Genomic DNA, 14,261 nt, shown 5'->3' with positions numbered 1-14,261 from the left:
GGTTTCACTCTCCGAGACATCTGTCGCGCCCGCCCCGAGCTACGTGCCAACCCGAGGAGAAAGCAAGGCTTTTCGCCTTATCGAATCCTGAGGAAGTGGTGGCCGTGTCGTCGCGAGGACAAGACGTGAGATCGAGACGTGCCGGTGTGGTCAGCGCAGTCCTGGCCGGTGCCGCGCTCGGCCTCGCCGGCTGCATGTCGACGGCAGCGGTACCGGTGGTCGAACCGACCTATGCGGGCTCAGTCCGGTTGGACGAGGTCACGGTCCAGCGATTCGAGTACCCGACCCGGGGTGGCGCCGCGGACCCGCAACAGAACTGGGCGGACCTGTACCTGCCGGCCGGGGCCCAGGAGGTCGATTCCATCCCGCTGGCGGTCCTCATCCACGGAGGGGCGTGGCAGGACCAACTGGGTGCGGACATCTTCGATCCCCTGGCGCGTGAGCTGGCGAGCCGCGGGATGGCGGTCTACAACATCGAGTACCGACGGGTCGGGTCCGGCGGCGGCTGGCCCGTCACGTTCCGGGATGTCGCGGACGCACTCGACCATGTAATCGAGGTCGACCGGCGGTTCCCGCAGCTCACCACCGACGACGAAGTCGTGGTGGGCCACAGCGCGGGCGCACAGCTCGCGGTCTGGGGCGGTACCCGCCATCTGCTCGAGGACGACGAGGTGGGCGCCAGTCCCGCCTTCCGGCCCACCCGCGTGGTCTCGATCGCCGGCCCGCTGGACATGGTCTATGCGGCGACCCACGGTGACGACAGGATCGTCACGGCGATAGGCGGCACACCCTCCCAGGTCCCCTCCCGGTACGCGATGGTGGACCCGCGGCAGAACATCGCACCCGACGTCCCCGTCATCGCTCTGCACGGCACGGCCGACACGATGGTCGCGCCGGAGAACTCGACCCGGTACGTGGAAGCCGTCCGGCGGGCCAACGGTCGGGCGCGCCTCGACCTCATCGACGGCGAGGACCACGTCTCGATCGTCTCGGGCGACTCCCCCGCCTACGCGCGGGTACTGGACACGATCTCGGACGCGTCTGCGGCCGACATCGACCGCGTCGCCGACTGAGCCCCCGCGTCCGGGCGCCCACTGCATGGGCGGAAGTGGAGGGATTTGAACCCCCGGTGCTGTTTAGGCACGCTCGCTTTCAAGGCGAGTGCATTCGGCCGCTCTGCCACACTTCCCCGCCGTCCGCCGCGACACGCACGACCGCGTGGTTCCACGTGGAACCCGCGTTGACGACGCCGTTCATCGTAGTGGACCGCGGGCGGGCGCACCCAGCCCGCCTGCCCTCCGGGCCCAACCCGGCTACCGTCGGAGGGCATGAAGGCGATCTCCTACGACAACGGACCCGACACCCTGCGCCTGACCGAGGTCGACGACCCGGTCGCCGGCCCCGGCGAGGTGCTCGTCGACGTCGCGGCCTCCGCGGTGAACCGCGCAGACCTGCTGCAGACCAGGGGCCACTACCCGCCGCCGCCCGGCGCGTCGGAGATCCTGGGCCTCGAGTGCTCGGGCCGGATCTCCGGGGTCGGCGAGGGCGTCGAGGGCCTGGCGGTGGGTGACGAGGTGTGCGCCCTGCTCGCCGGTGGCGGGTACGCGGAGAAGGTGGCCGTCCCGGCCGGACAGGTCATGCCCGTCCCCGCCGGGGTCTCGCTCCACGAGGCCGCGTCGCTGCCGGAGGTGGCGTGCACGGTGTGGTCGAACCTGGCCATGACGGGCGGGCTCGGCCGGGGCGTCCTCGCGGCGCAGGCCCGATGGGGCGATACCGACCTCGGCGCCCCGCGCGTGCTGATCCACGGCGGAGCCGGCGGCATCGGATCCCACGCGATCCAGGTCTGCCGCGCCCTCGGCGCTCGCGTGGCCACCACCGCCGGCGGGCCGGAGAAGGTGGCGATGTGCCGGGAACTGGGCGCGGACCTGGTGATCGACTACCGGGTCGAGGACTTCGTCGACCGGGTCGGGGAATGGACCGACGACGACGAGCGCGGCCGTGGCGTCGACCTGGTCCTGGACGTGATGGGCGCGAAGTACCTGGAGAAGAACATCGCCTCCCTGGCGCCGGACGGTCGCGTGATCGTCATCGGGCTCCAGGGCGGGGTGAAGGGCGAACTCAACCTGGGCAGGTTGCTGCCCAAGAGGGCCGGCATCCTCGCGACCAACCTCCGGGCCCGCCCGACCGACGGCCCCGGCGGCAAGACCGGCATCTGCCGGGAGGTCGTGGACCAGGTGTGGCCGATGGTCGCGGCCGGGGACGTCACCACCCGGGTCTCCCGCGAGATCCCGCTCGGCCGGGCTTCTGAGGCGCTCGCCCTGCTGGAATCCGGCGAGAGCCACGGCAAGATCCTGCTCACGGTCGACTGAGGGTCGCGCCGGTGGTCTAATCGGCACCGACAGAGGTCGGCGAGACCGATGAGCACGTGGCCGGCCGGGCTGTCACCGCCGATCGAAGGAGCATGCCGTGTCCACTGTCGCAGACCCGGGTGATTCCGCCGGCGCGTCCGCCGACGCCTCGTCCATGACCGCCCGCAGGCGGATCCCTGCGCCGGCGTCGGAGATCTTCGCGCTCCTCGCCGACCCGACGCGCCACAAGGAGACCGAACCCGGCGACTGGGTGCGCGACGCGGTCACCACCGAGCCCATCTCGGGCGTGGGCGACGTCTTCGTGATGAACATGTACATCGACGCCAGGGGCGGCCACTACGTCATGCACAACGTCGTGACCGCGTTCGACCCGGATCGGACACTTGAGTGGGAGCCGGGCCAGCCCGACGACACCGGGGAGGTCTCCACCGGCGGATGGCGCTGGCGCTACGACCTGACCCCCGTCGGCGAGTCGACCGACGTGGCCCTCCGCTACGACTGGTCGGCCACTCCCCCGGAGGTGATCGCCGAGATCGGCGGGATGCCGCCGTTCGGGCCCGGGTTCCTCGAAGCGTCGCTGGCGTCGCTCGAGTCGGCGCTACGGCGCTGACCCCGGCGACGGCAGGCGACCCAACACCTCGAGGGTCTCGTCGCACCAGACCACCCATGCCTGCTCGGCCTGGATGCCCAGCTTGAGCACCTGGTGCTGAAGGGCGCCGCGCACCTCGGCGGGGTCGCGGGACGCGAAGTCCTGCTCCTCGATCTCGCGGTACCGGCGCAGGCTCTCCAGCCGCAGTCGGCGGTGGTGCTCGAGGGAACGCCGCAACTCGCCCGTCCTGCCCGTGGCCGCCGCCGCGCGGGCCCGGACCGCGATGCTCGAGCGCATCGGTTCGGGCTCGTCGTCCTCGCCGATCCACCCCACCAGCAGGTCCCGGCCGTCACCGGTGACGGCGAACCGTCTGGGCTGTCCGCGCCGGGGCGGGCCCTCCTGCGGCAACTCCCGGATGAGGCCGGCGGAGGCCAACCGGTCGAGCTCGCGGTAGATCTGCTGGTGGGTCGCGGGCCAGAAGTACCCGATCGACTTGTCGAACCTGCGGGCGAGTTCGATGCCGCTGCCCTCCCGCTCGGTGAGCGAGGTGAGGATCGCGAACTTCAGCGACACCGGTTCAGCGCATCGCGGGCAGGCCCGCGGTGAGGGCGGCCAGCGCGTCGTCGTACTCGGACCGCAGTCGCTCGACCAGCGCGCGGACGGATCCGATCGAGTCCACCGCGCCCACACCCTGGCCGGCGCCCCAGATGTCCCGCCACGCCTTGGAGTCGGTGGTCCCACCTGAGCCGAAGTCCATCGCCGACGGGTCCGATTCCGGCAGGTCATCCGGATTGAGGCCAGCGGCCTCGATACTGCCCCGCAGATAGTTCCCGTGGATTCCCGTGAAGAGGTTGCTGTAGACGATGTCGCCGGCACCGCTGTCCACGATCATCTGCTTGTAGGCGGCGGTCGCGCGGGACTCCTCGGTCGCGAGAAACGCCGAACCGATGTAGGCGAGGTCGGCACCGGCCGCCTGCGCGGCGAGGATCGAGCGGCCGTGGGCGATGGCCCCGGACAGCAACAGCGGGCCGTCGAACCACTCCCGGATCTCCTGGACCAGCGCGAAGGGCGACTGGGTGCCGGCGTGCCCACCCGCACCGGCGGCGACGGCGACCAGTCCGTCCGCGCCCTTCTCGACGGCCTTGCGCGCGAACCTGTCGTTGATCACGTCGTGCAGGACGATGCCACCGTAGGAGTGGACGGCCTCGTTGACCTCCTCGCGGGCACCGAGCGAGGTGATGACGATCGGCACCTCGTGCTCGACCACGGTGGCCAGGTCCTGCTCGAGGCGGTCGTTGGAACGGTGGACGATCTGGTTGACCGCGAACGGCGCCACGTACCGATCCGGGTTCGCGGACGCGAACGCCTCGTTGCTCTCCTTGACCTGGTCGATCCATTCCGCCAGCACCGACTGCGGCCGCGCGTTGAGTGCCGGGAACGACCCGATCACGCCCGCCTGACATTGCGCGGCCACGAGCTCGGGGCCGGAGTAGATGAACATCGGCGACGCGACCACCGGAACGGTGAGCGGGCCGGCGAGTACGGAGGGAAGGGCCATGGGTAGTCCTTTCGGAACCGGGGCGGGCGGACTTCTCCCCCGAACGTACGGCCACTCCGGCCTTCATGCAACTAGTTGCACAAAGCGGTCGCGAAGTACCCGGGGGTGCGCGTAGCTCAGCGGTCGGACCGGAAGGTCTCCTCGACGACACTGACACCCGAGCCCGCCCGGGACTCCCACTGCCACTTCTCGCGGAACCGGACCCGGCCGTCGGCGAGGACCTCGATCACCGAGTCACAGACGCCGCTCGAGGTCCGGCCGTCCGAGCCGAGGTGGACGTAACGGAACTGCAGCTCAACCCCACTGCGGGTGCCCACCAGGTAGCCGCGGAGCACCTCACCGCCGCGGTACTCGGCCCACACCACGTCGCCTTCCTCGTGGTACGTGAACGTGGTCCGCGACCCCACCTCGCCCGTCCCGGTGTTGGACACTCCCACGAGTACGCGGCCGTCGAGGTCGACGTCCTCCGCGGGATCGCTCCCGGCGTCGCGCCGTCTCACCGAGAACCGGGCCGGTAGATCTCCTGCGCCAACCGCTCCGCGCCCGCCACGAGCTCGGTGACGGTGGCCGGATCGATGCCACCCGCGGCGGGCACCCCGGGATCGTCGGGGCCCGGGCCCTCGTCCGCCGCCACCGAACCCCACGGCGACCCCGCAGCGAGCAGCGACCCGTGCTTGACGTCGTAGTATTCCGACCCCGTCCGCAGCGCCACCCCGGAGGCGCCACGGGCCGCCGCGAAGAGATGCGGGTGGAATCGGGTGGTCAGCCAGACCTGCCCGGGCCTGGCGGGAAGACCCGAGTCCCACAATTCCTGGAACGACACGAAACGCGCGCGGGGCAACCGCAGGTCGGCCAGAGCGCGGCCGACCTCGTCGTCGTCGTCGCCCCGCCCGCCCGGTCCACCGTCGACGGTGGACGCCGCCTCCGCGCGGGCACACAGCATGTCCCACACCACCCGGTCCCCACCGGGGATCGACTCGACGACCGTCATCCGCTCCCCCGGGAACGCCCATGCGGCGAGGGTCCGCGCGACGGTGTCGGCGAGCAGCCCGGGATCGACCAGGTCGGACTGCGCGCAGAGCACCAGGTCACGGCAGGTGTCCGGGTCGGCCGAGTACACCGGGTGGTCACCGGATTCGACGCCACCCGCCGTGCACAGGGCCAGCCAGCCGTCGTCGCCCACGTGGCGGACCGGGACCCCCGCACCCGCGAGGAGGTCGAACGAGTCCGCGTCGCGGACGGTGACCAGGTCGTAGTCGCGCAACGCCCCCGCCAACCGTCCGGCGTCCCCGCACGGCACGAACCCCTGGCCCGTGGCCACCACGCGCGCACCGGACAGTCGGCCGGCCTCACCCGCCGCCGCCACCACGCCCAGGTGGTGGGGCCACTGGTCGTTGACGTAGCCGCCGCCGATCAGGTGGATGACCGACGCGCTGCGCAGCAGATCGACGCCCGAGGCGAGCGCGGGCCGCACCCCGGGATCGCCCACCGCGTGGCGGCAGAACCCGACCGCCGCGTCGGCCTCGGTGTGCTCGGAGGCCAGGCGCCACAGCGTGTCGGTGAAGAGCGCGTCCGGGTGCTCGGAATGGTGGAGGACCGCCGCCTGACCGGGCGTGTGACAGTCCACCACCACGGGTGTGCCGGGCAGCGCGTGCCGCAGGTAGCGCAACCACCCCGCCAACAACTGCTCGTCGCCGTGATTGGGGTGACCGGCCGGGGCGACGAGATACACGGGCCGGTGACTCTCCCGCGCCCGGCCCCACCGCGCGTCCGCGGCGGCGCGCGCGTCATCGAGCCGGCGACGGATCCGTCGCCGTAGACGGTCTGCGGGCGCGGCTCGGCGAGTCGGCGTCATGACGTCAACCCTGCCGCACCCCCGTGACGCGCCCCCACCCGGGTCGGCGGGCGGGCCGGTCAGATCTTGACGAGCATCTTGCCGACGTTGGCACCCTTCATCAGATCGAGGAACGCGTCGACCGAGTTGTCGATGCCCTCGACGACGGTCTCGTCGAAGACGATCTCGCCCGACGCGACCCACGGACCGACCTTCTCCGCGAACTCCTTGAAGAGGTGCGTGTAGTTGTTCACCGTGAAGCCCTGGAGGGTGAGCCCACGGGTGATGGCGTACCAGAGGTTGTCCGGCCCGGGCGTGCGCTCGGTGGCGTTGTACGAGCTGATCGCGCCACACAGCGCGAGCCGACCGCGGTCGTTCATCAGGTCGAGCGCGGCCTCGAGGTGGTCCCCGCCCACGTTGTCGAAGTAGACGTCGATGCCCTCACCGTCCTGGGTGCCGAAGTGCTCGCGCAGGAGCGTGCGGACCGGGCCTTCGCGGTAGTTGATCGCGGCGTCGAAGCCGTAGCTGCTCGTGGCCTTCTCGACCTTCTCCGCGCTACCGGCGGACCCGACCACCTTGGAGGCCCCCATGAGCTTGGCGATCTGGCCCACGGCCGACCCGACGGACCCGGCCGCGCCGGAGACGAAGACCGACTCGCCCGGCTGGAAACGTCCGATGTGCAGCAGACCCACATACGCCGTGAGACCGGTGGTCCCGAGTACCCCGAGGTACGCCGAGACCGGCACACCGTCGATCTCCCGCACCACCCGGAACTGCCGGCCGTCGGCCTGCGCGATGTCCCGCCAACCCAGATCGTGCTGGACCACCGCACCGACGGGGTGGGCGCCGGACCGCGACTCGACCACGCGCCCCACAGCGGCGCCGGTCATCGTCTGATCGAGTTCGAACGGCGGGATGTAGGAGCGCCCCTCGTTCATGCGCCCACGCATGTACGGGTCCACGGAGACGTACTCGTTCGCCACCCGCACCTCACCCTCGGCGAGCTCGGGCAGGTCCACGGAGACCGTGCGGAAGTTGTCGTGGGTCGGCCATCCGCGGGGGCGGCTCGCGAGCTGGATCTGTGTACTGGTCGTCATCTCTACTGTCTACGCGCACTCGCGGCGGGGCTGCCACCGGCCGAGGCTCTAGTAGGCTTCCCGATCGTGCAGGACCAGTCCCTTCCCGATCCCGCCTCGGCGACGCTCCCCGACGAGCGCGTCCGCGGCGAGATCGTCAATGACTCCCACACCTTCCGCCGGGCCGTCGCCGACCTGCGGCAGGGGCTCAGTCAGCGCGAGCTGTGGCTGTCCCTCGGCTGGCAGGACATCAAACAGCGCTACCGGCGGTCCACGCTCGGGCCCCTGTGGATCACCATCGCCACCGGCGTCATGGCCGTCGCACTCGGCCTGCTCTACTCGATCCTCTTCCAGATCCCACTCGCCGAGTTCCTCCCCCACGTCACCGTGGGACTCATCATGTGGGGCTTCATCTCCGGGTGCATCAAGGAGGGCTCCGAGGTCTTCATCGCCAACGAGGGCCTGATCAAACAGCTCCCCAGCGCCCTGAGCGTGCACGTCTACCGCCTGGTGTGGCGCCAGTTCCTCTTCCTGTGCCACAACCTGGTGATCTGGGTGGTGCTCATGGTGGTGTTCCCCCGGCCGCTCGGCTGGGACCTGCTGCTGTCCGTCCTGGGACTGGCGGTGCTCATGCTCAACGGCGTGTGGGTGGCCATGCTGTTCGGCATCCTCGCCACCCGGTTCCGGGACATCGCGCCGCTGCTGGACTCGATGGTGCAGCTGCTCTTCTACATGACCCCCATCGTCTGGACCACGCAGACGCTCTACGAGCAGGGCGGCGAGATCGCCGACCGCGCGCGCATCGCCGAGCTCAACCCGCTGTACCACTACCTGGAGATCGTCCGGGCGCCGATGATCGGCCAACCGGTCGACGCCTACCACTGGTGGATCGTCCTGGCCTGCACGGCCGTCGGTCTCGCGCTGGCGTTCGTGGCGCTGCGCCAGTTCCGCTCCCGAGTCCCGTACTGGGTGTAGGAGGTACAACCCATGAGCTCCGCTGCACCCACCCCCGGTGGCGTCTCCATCGACTGCGTGGACGCCTGCGTCGACTTCCCGATCTTCGACGCCAAGTCGCGGTCGTTGAAGAAGGCCGTCCTGGGTTCCGCCGGTGGCGCGATCGGCCGCAACGCGTCCAACGTCGTCGTCGTCGAGGCCCTGCGGGACATCACCCTCTCCCTCCGCGAGGGCGACCGCGTCGGCCTCGTCGGACACAACGGCGCCGGCAAGTCCACGCTGCTGCGCCTGCTGTCCGGGATCTACGAGCCCACCCGCGGCGCGGCCCGGATCCGCGGCCGCGTGGCACCGGTGTTCGACCTGGGCGTCGGCATGGATCCCGAGATCTCCGGCTACGAGAACATCATCATCCGCGGGCTGTTCCTCGGCCAGACGCGCAAGCAGATGAAGGCCAAGGTCGAGGAGATCGCGGACTTCACCGAACTCGGCGAGTACCTCGACATGCCGCTGCGCACCTACTCCACCGGCATGCGGGTGCGCCTGGCGATGGGCGTGGTGACCTCCATCGATCCCGAGATCCTGCTGCTCGACGAGGGCATCGGCGCCGTGGACGCGGAGTTCATGAAGAAGGCGCGCGTCAAGCTCGCCGACCTGGTCTCCCGCTCCGGGATCCTCGTGTTCGCCTCACACTCCAACGAGTTCCTGGCCCAGCTGTGCGACTCGGCGATGTGGATCGACCACGGCCGGATCCGCCAGCGCGGCAGCATCGAGGAGATCGTCACCGCCTACGAGGGCCCCGAGGCTGGCCGGTCCATCGGCGACTACATCGGCAGGATGCACCATGAGGGCTGACGGCGCGGGCGCCGACGCACGGCGGGTGGTGGCCGTCGTGGTCACGCACCGACGGCTGGAGCAGTTGCGCGCCTCGCTCGGGGTGGTGTGCGGCCAGACCCGCCCGGTCGATCACCTCGTGGTGGTGGACAACGCCGACGAGCAGGCCGTGCGCGAGCTGGTCGAGTCGCAGCCGGTGGAGGCCACGTACATCGGCTCCCGGCACAACCTCGGCGGCGCGGGCGGGTTCGCCCTGGGGATGCTCCACGCCCTGGCCGCCGGCGCCGACCTGGTGTGGTGCGCCGACGACGACGGCCGCCCGGAGGGCCCGGAGGTGCTGGCGACACTCCTCGGTTGCATGGATCGCCACGGCCTGGCCGAGGTCTCGCCGGTGGTGTGCGACCTCGACGATCCCGATCGCCTGGCGTTCCCTCTGCGACGCGGACTGGTGTGGCGGCGGTACCGCTCGGAGTTGTTCACCGGGGACGGCGGCGAGCCGGGCGAGCCGGGCGAGCCGGGCGGGAGCGCGGTTCCGACCGAGGACCTGCTGCCCGGCATCGCGTCGCTGTTCAACGGCGCGTTGTTCACCGCGGACTGCCTGGACCGGGTGGGCGTTCCGGACCTGCGCCTGTTCATCCGCGGCGACGAGGTGGAGATGCACCGTCGGCTCGTCCGTTCCGGTGTGCCCTTCGGCACCTGCCTGACCACCGCCTACCTGCATCCCCAGGGCTCGGACGAGTTCAAGCCGATCCTCGGTGGGCGGATGCACACCCAGTTCCCCGACGACCCGGTCAAGCGCCACTTCACCTACCGCAACCGCGGGTACGTACTCACCCAGCCCGGCAACCGGCGGCTCATCCCGCAGGAACTGTTGCGGTTCGGTTGGTACTTCCTCATCTCGCGCCGGGACCCCGCCGGATTCCGCGAGTGGCTCCGGCTGCAGCGGATGGGCGCGGGCGAGCGGTTCGTCAAGCCCGGCGGCTAACCCACGAAATCCGCTACTGCGAATCCGGATCGGCGATTCCAATCCGACTAGCGGATCCCGAGGCGGGGTAGCGGATTTTGGCAGGATGGGTCCATGACCGACTGGATCGCCCTGCAGGCCCTCGCCGCAGACCTCTATGACGAGGTGCTGCCCGCCGTCACCGACTGGGACGCCGCCACCCCGTGCAGCGACTGGACCGCGCGCGAGGTGCTGGCCCACGTGGTCGACGAACAACTGTGGGTGCCGGGACTGCTGGCCGGCGGCACCGTCGACGAGGTGGCCGACGATCTGGAGGACCGCCTGCGTCGGCTCCGGGAGGCGACCGGGCCGGAGCTGGTCACCGACTGGGACGCGATCCGTCCGCCGGTGGCGGCGGCATGGCGGGGAACCCCGGACGATGACGAGGTGCACCTGTCCTACGGGCTGGCGCCCGCGAAGCACTACCTGGCGCAACAGGTGTTCGACCTCGCCGTCCACGCGTGGGATCTCGCCGTCTCCCAGCGGATCGACCTGCGGTGGGGCGACGAGCTCGACCGGGCCGTGCTCGAGTTCGTCCGGGCGGACCTCGCCGACAACCCGGCCCCGGAACTCTTCGATCCCCCGGTGCCCGGTTACGACGAGCCGGACGCCCCCGCCCGGGACTCGGCGCTCGCGCTCACCGGTCGAGATCCGGGGGCGTGGCCCGTCAGGCCTCTCTGAGTGCGGCCATCGGGCACTTCTCGACCGCTTTGCGCGCCCGCTTCTGGTGCTCCTCGGGGACCTCGTCGACGATGACGCGCACCACCTCGTCGTCGTCCCCCAGCTCGAACACCGCGGGGGCCAGGCCCACGCACACCGCCTGCCCCTCGCAGCGGTCCGGATCCACGATGATCCTCATGACGTGCCTCCTCGTCGACGGCCACCTCCGAATTCGGGGCCGGAACCCTGAAGCTAGACAAAGTGTTGGCTTTTGTCCAGGAATCTCGCGATGTCGCGACAGATCGACACCCACCCCGAACTGACCCGTCGGTAAGTTAAGCTCGCCCCGTGCCGAAGACACTGCTGCACCGCTACACCTCGAGCCCCCGGGCGTTCCCCGTCCTCGCGTCGCTCTACCCACCCCTGCTCGGTTCGGGGATCCGCATCCGTCACGTCGCCCCGGACTGGACACGCGGGGAACTCGACATGCACGTGGCACCGTGGACGGCCAACACCAACGGCACCGCGTTCGGTGGCGCCCTGTTCGCCGCCACCGACGTGCTCTACGGGGCCCTGCTGTCGGGGCAGCTCGGCTCCGGGTACCAGGTGTGGACCAAGACGGCGACGATCGACTTCCGCACCCCCGGCCGTGGCCGACTCCGGTGCGTCGTGGAGGTGCCCCGCACGGAGGCCGACTCCATCCGCGGGCAGCTGACCGAGCGATCCCGCACGAGCATCGTGCACACCGCACTGGTCACCGATGCCCGCGGCACGACGGTAGCCGAAGCCCGGCACACCATGTCGATCGGAAAAAGGGTCCGACGACAGGACTGAGCCGGGCCTCACGGAGGCCGGCACCGGACCCTGACGGGGGGCTCCGATCGCCGGACGCGGGTAGGATGATCCGGTCCCCGGCCCTCCCCGGAAAGGAACCCCCGTTGGGAGCCACCCCGCTCGCATGGTCGTTGTCAGTCGGCCTCATCATCGCCCTGTTGCTGTTCGACTACTTCTTCCACGTGCGCAAGGAGCACATCCCCACGCTCAAGGAGTCGGCCATCTGGTCCGCGCTCTACGTGGGGATCGCCGTGGTGTTCGGGTTCGCGGTATGGATCTTCGGCGGCACCGACATGGGCGTGGAGTACTTCGCCGGGTACATCACCGAGAAGGCGCTCTCGGTGGACAACCTGTTCGTGTTCCTCCTGCTGCTCACCAGCTTCAAGGTGCCGCGCGCGGGACAGCAGAAGGCGCTGCTGTTCGGCATCGTGTTCTCGATCATCGCGCGGACCGCGTTCATCTTCGTCGGCGCTGCGCTGCTCAACAAGTTCGCGGTCCTGTTCTACGTCTTCGGCCTGTTCCTCATCATCACCGCCGGCCGGCTGCTCGCCGAGGACGACGAGGACGACGACGCCGACAACGTGGTGGTGCGCCTGGCCAAGAAGTTCATCCCGGCCACCGACCACTACGACCACGACAAACTGTTCACCATCGAGAACGGCAAGCGGGTCATGACGCCGATGATGATCGTCATGGTCGCGATCGGCGGCACCGACATCATGTTCGCGCTGGACTCGATCCCCGCGATCTTCGGCCTCACGCAGAACGTCTTCATCGTCTTCACCGCCACCACGTTCTCGCTGCTCGGCCTGCGCCAGCTGTACTTCTTGCTCGACGGACTGCTGGACCGGCTCGTCTACCTCAAGTACGGCCTGGCCGCGATCCTCGGCTTCATCGGCGTCAAGCTCATCCTCCACGCCCTGCACGAGAACAACCTGCCGTTCATCAACGGTGGAGAGCACGTGGACGTGGTGGAGATCCCCACGTTCCTCTCGCTGGGCATCATCGTGGGCGTCCTCGTGGTGACGGTCCTCGCCTCCCTGCTCAGCCCGGCCGGCAAGGCGTTGACGGTGCTCGGCAACCTCAAGCGACACTCGCACGACTACCTCAACAAGGACTTCACCGACGACCCGGTCGAGCGCGCGAAGCTGTGGAGCAAGATCATCGAGAACGAGGACAAGCTCAACACCATCGACCGCAAGTACTTCGGATCCGAGGGTGACGTCTGGGAGCTCGAGCAGCTCCTGCGGCGGGTCTGGGACGAGCAGGGACGCTACGAGAAGGCGACCGACTACACCCGCTGACGCTCACGCCGGCGGCCCCGGATTCCACCGGGGACCGCCGGACCACATCCCGTGGGGATCCGCCGCGCCGTGCCCCCGGAGCGGGAAACGGACCTCCGTCGACGGCCAGCGCACCCGCAGAACCGCCGCCGCGCGGTGGCCGACATCGGTGACCGGGGTGACCGGGGTGAGCGACGCGGGAGCGGTCGGCGGCGCGACGCCCGCGGGCGCGGGGGTGCCCGGTGGTGCGGTGTCCGCGGAGCCACCGCGGACGTCGATCACGGCCCAGCCGGCGCCCAGAAGGCGCGCCCGGTAGCGCTCCGCGGATCGTCCGGGTGTCGCCGCCCTCCCGCCCGGGGTGAACACCACGCACCGGGCCATCGGATCAGCCAGGGGCAAATCCACCGTGTAGTGCCCCATTCGAACGGTGTGCCCGTGTCCGAACCCGCCGAGCCCGGCCGCCGCCAGCGTGAGACGGGCCCGCGTCGAGGCGACTGATCCGGACAGCTGGTCCGCGGCCCGGACGACCTCTCTGAACCTCCTCGCGCCCCGGCCCGCCGGATGGTCGGCCACCCCTGTCAACTGGCCCGGCAGCTCGGGCACCATCGCGCACAGCCGTTCCACCGAGACGACCGCCTCCTCGAGGCCCAGGTCCCCCGCGAGGTCCCGGCAGGTCCGCAGCGGGGTGGTGACGCGCAATCCGTCGAGTTCCGTGACGGCTGACGCGGGCATCGAGCCGTAGCGGTACACCCGGCCCGGGCACGACCTGCGGGTGGACGGCAGCCAGATCTCGGGCAACGCATCCGGCGGCGTGGAGTCGTCTCCCCACAGCAGGGCGGCGCTGCGACCGCGCAGGACCCCGTCGGGCCAGGTTCGCGCCAAGGCCACGCTGCGGAGCCGGAGGTCGTCCGGCTGGTCGGCGCGGCGGTACATCCCGTGCCAGATCCGTTGGTACCGCGCGCGGTCGGCGGGGTCCGGTACCGCCCCGGCGAGTTCTGCGGTGGTCAGCGGGCCGCGCGGCAGTGCGCCACGTTCGCCACGTGCGCCCGGGGCGTCCCTGCGGACCCTGCCCGGTGGTGACAGGTCGCCGGCCGCGTCCGTACCGCGCGCTCCCGCATCGAGAACTGTGACATCGGGGGGTCCGGCATCGAGCACTCCGGCACCGTACTTGTCTGGGATCTCCATACCCCTCACTGTGGCGCACGGAACCGCCGGCACCGGGCCGCGAGAGCGTCATCCGAGCGGCCCCTGTGGAGAACGCCACACCCTG

The 14,261-nt window shown here is 70.4% G+C and carries 16 protein-coding genes and 1 tRNA gene; 9 read left to right on the top strand and 8 right to left on the bottom strand.

Going from position 1 to position 14,261, the window contains the following annotated elements:
• Positions 1 to 194: 194 nt before the first annotated feature.
• Positions 195 to 1,073: an alpha/beta hydrolase family protein gene (locus AC3DE3_RS10525; protein ID WP_488370039.1), complete on the top strand. Its 879-nt coding sequence runs from the start codon at positions 195 to 197 to the stop codon at positions 1,071 to 1,073.
• Positions 1,074 to 1,103: 30 nt separating this feature from the next.
• Here the strand turns inward: AC3DE3_RS10525 and AC3DE3_RS10520 are convergent.
• Positions 1,104 to 1,189: transfer RNA gene (locus AC3DE3_RS10520), tRNA-Ser, on the bottom strand.
• A 139-nt stretch (positions 1,190 to 1,328) separates the two neighbouring features.
• On the opposite strand from AC3DE3_RS10520, the gene AC3DE3_RS10515 reads away from it, so the two are divergent.
• Positions 1,329 to 2,369 (top strand): NAD(P)H-quinone oxidoreductase, encoded by a 1,041-nt coding sequence (locus AC3DE3_RS10515; protein WP_488369919.1) that lies wholly within the window; start codon positions 1,329 to 1,331, stop codon positions 2,367 to 2,369.
• 97 nt (positions 2,370 to 2,466) lie between these two features.
• Entirely contained in the window at positions 2,467 to 2,979 is a 513-nt protein-coding gene (locus AC3DE3_RS10510) for an SRPBCC family protein (RefSeq protein WP_396118809.1), read from the top strand.
• Here AC3DE3_RS10510 and AC3DE3_RS10505 read toward each other — a convergent pair.
• The 5 genes from AC3DE3_RS10505 to AC3DE3_RS10485 all read right to left on the bottom strand — a co-directional run bounded on the left by AC3DE3_RS10505 (position 2,968) and on the right by AC3DE3_RS10485 (position 7,447).
• Positions 2,968 to 3,531 carry a PadR family transcriptional regulator gene (locus tag AC3DE3_RS10505; RefSeq protein ID WP_260486431.1) on the bottom strand — a complete coding sequence of 188 codons (564 nt, stop codon included), beginning with the start codon at positions 3,529 to 3,531 and terminating at the stop codon, positions 2,968 to 2,970. The genes AC3DE3_RS10510 and AC3DE3_RS10505 overlap by 12 nt on opposite strands.
• A 4-nt stretch (positions 3,532 to 3,535) precedes the next feature.
• A complete protein-coding gene (locus AC3DE3_RS10500; protein WP_260486430.1) occupies positions 3,536 to 4,516 on the bottom strand; it encodes an NAD(P)H-dependent flavin oxidoreductase in 981 nt (326 codons plus the stop codon).
• 116 nt (positions 4,517 to 4,632) lie between these two features.
• Positions 4,633 to 5,016, bottom strand: coding sequence for an avidin-fold protein (locus AC3DE3_RS10495; RefSeq protein WP_488369918.1), 384 nt, complete (start codon positions 5,014 to 5,016; stop codon positions 4,633 to 4,635).
• A complete protein-coding gene (locus AC3DE3_RS10490) occupies positions 5,013 to 6,371 on the bottom strand; it encodes a polysaccharide pyruvyl transferase family protein (protein ID WP_488369917.1) in 1,359 nt (452 codons plus the stop codon). The genes AC3DE3_RS10495 and AC3DE3_RS10490 overlap by 4 nt, the downstream gene beginning before the upstream one ends.
• Before the next feature lie 59 nt (positions 6,372 to 6,430).
• Positions 6,431 to 7,447, bottom strand: a complete 1,017-nt coding sequence (locus tag AC3DE3_RS10485) for an NADP-dependent oxidoreductase (protein WP_260486427.1) — start codon at positions 7,445 to 7,447, stop codon at positions 6,431 to 6,433.
• 66 nt (positions 7,448 to 7,513) lie between these two features.
• On the opposite strand from AC3DE3_RS10485, the gene wzm reads away from it, so the two are divergent.
• From wzm to AC3DE3_RS10465, 4 genes are all read left to right on the top strand, one after another.
• Positions 7,514 to 8,401 (top strand): galactan export ABC transporter permease subunit Wzm/RfbD, encoded by an 888-nt coding sequence (wzm, locus tag AC3DE3_RS10480; protein ID WP_488369916.1) that lies wholly within the window; start codon positions 7,514 to 7,516, stop codon positions 8,399 to 8,401.
• Positions 8,402 to 8,413: 12 nt separating this feature from the next.
• Positions 8,414 to 9,232, top strand: a complete 819-nt coding sequence (wzt, locus tag AC3DE3_RS10475) for a galactan export ABC transporter ATP-binding subunit Wzt/RfbE (RefSeq protein WP_260486426.1) — start codon at positions 8,414 to 8,416, stop codon at positions 9,230 to 9,232.
• Positions 9,222 to 10,196 (top strand): galactofuranosyltransferase GlfT1, encoded by a 975-nt coding sequence (gene glfT1 / locus AC3DE3_RS10470; RefSeq protein ID WP_488369915.1) that lies wholly within the window; start codon positions 9,222 to 9,224, stop codon positions 10,194 to 10,196. The genes wzt and glfT1 overlap by 11 nt, the downstream gene beginning before the upstream one ends.
• A 93-nt stretch (positions 10,197 to 10,289) precedes the next feature.
• On the top strand, positions 10,290 to 10,895 hold the full coding sequence (locus AC3DE3_RS10465) for a TIGR03086 family metal-binding protein (protein WP_260486424.1): 606 nt from the start codon (positions 10,290 to 10,292) through the stop codon (positions 10,893 to 10,895).
• On the opposite strand, the gene AC3DE3_RS10460 is transcribed toward AC3DE3_RS10465, so the two are convergent.
• Positions 10,882 to 11,073: a ferredoxin gene (locus AC3DE3_RS10460; RefSeq protein WP_260486423.1), complete on the bottom strand. Its 192-nt coding sequence runs from the start codon at positions 11,071 to 11,073 to the stop codon at positions 10,882 to 10,884. The genes AC3DE3_RS10465 and AC3DE3_RS10460 overlap by 14 nt on opposite strands.
• Positions 11,074 to 11,222: 149 nt before the next feature.
• Here AC3DE3_RS10460 and AC3DE3_RS10455 point away from each other — a divergent pair, with 149 nt between their 5' ends.
• Complete coding sequence (locus AC3DE3_RS10455; protein WP_260486422.1) at positions 11,223 to 11,708, top strand: PaaI family thioesterase; 486 nt, start codon at positions 11,223 to 11,225, stop codon at positions 11,706 to 11,708.
• Positions 11,709 to 11,812: 104 nt separating this feature from the next.
• Positions 11,813 to 13,012 carry a TerC family protein gene (locus tag AC3DE3_RS10450; RefSeq protein ID WP_488369914.1) on the top strand — a complete coding sequence of 400 codons (1,200 nt, stop codon included), beginning with the start codon at positions 11,813 to 11,815 and terminating at the stop codon, positions 13,010 to 13,012.
• Positions 13,013 to 13,015: 3 nt separating this feature from the next.
• On the opposite strand, the gene AC3DE3_RS10445 is transcribed toward AC3DE3_RS10450, so the two are convergent.
• A complete protein-coding gene (locus AC3DE3_RS10445) occupies positions 13,016 to 14,176 on the bottom strand; it encodes a hypothetical protein (RefSeq protein WP_488369913.1) in 1,161 nt (386 codons plus the stop codon).
• Positions 14,177 to 14,261 lie beyond the last annotated feature (85 nt).

This window comes from Dietzia sp. IBK-p2-16D, from assembly GCF_057773085.1.
Note: the sequence above shows the minus strand (reverse complement) of the source record. Positions and strands in the feature narration are given on the sequence as shown.

Excerpts from the sequence above, each read along its gene's own strand:
- glfT1 (WP_488369915.1), top strand. The coding sequence starts at position 9,222 with ATGAGGGCTGACGGCGCGGGCGCCGACGCACGGCGGGTGGTGGCCGTC.
- AC3DE3_RS10445 (WP_488369913.1), bottom strand. The coding sequence starts at position 14,176 with ATGGAGATCCCAGACAAGTACGGTGCCGGAGTGCTCGATGCCGGACCC.
- AC3DE3_RS10525 (WP_488370039.1), top strand. The coding sequence starts at position 195 with ATGTCGACGGCAGCGGTACCGGTGGTCGAACCGACCTATGCGGGCTCA.
- AC3DE3_RS10515 (WP_488369919.1), top strand. The coding sequence starts at position 1,329 with ATGAAGGCGATCTCCTACGACAACGGACCCGACACCCTGCGCCTGACC.
- AC3DE3_RS10490 (WP_488369917.1), bottom strand. The coding sequence starts at position 6,371 with ATGACGCCGACTCGCCGAGCCGCGCCCGCAGACCGTCTACGGCGACGG.
- AC3DE3_RS10460 (WP_260486423.1), bottom strand. The coding sequence starts at position 11,073 with ATGAGGATCATCGTGGATCCGGACCGCTGCGAGGGGCAGGCGGTGTGC.
- AC3DE3_RS10500 (WP_260486430.1), bottom strand. The coding sequence starts at position 4,516 with ATGGCCCTTCCCTCCGTACTCGCCGGCCCGCTCACCGTTCCGGTGGTC.
- wzt (WP_260486426.1), top strand. The coding sequence starts at position 8,414 with ATGAGCTCCGCTGCACCCACCCCCGGTGGCGTCTCCATCGACTGCGTG.
- AC3DE3_RS10485 (WP_260486427.1), bottom strand. The coding sequence starts at position 7,447 with ATGACGACCAGTACACAGATCCAGCTCGCGAGCCGCCCCCGCGGATGG.
- AC3DE3_RS10465 (WP_260486424.1), top strand. The coding sequence starts at position 10,290 with ATGACCGACTGGATCGCCCTGCAGGCCCTCGCCGCAGACCTCTATGAC.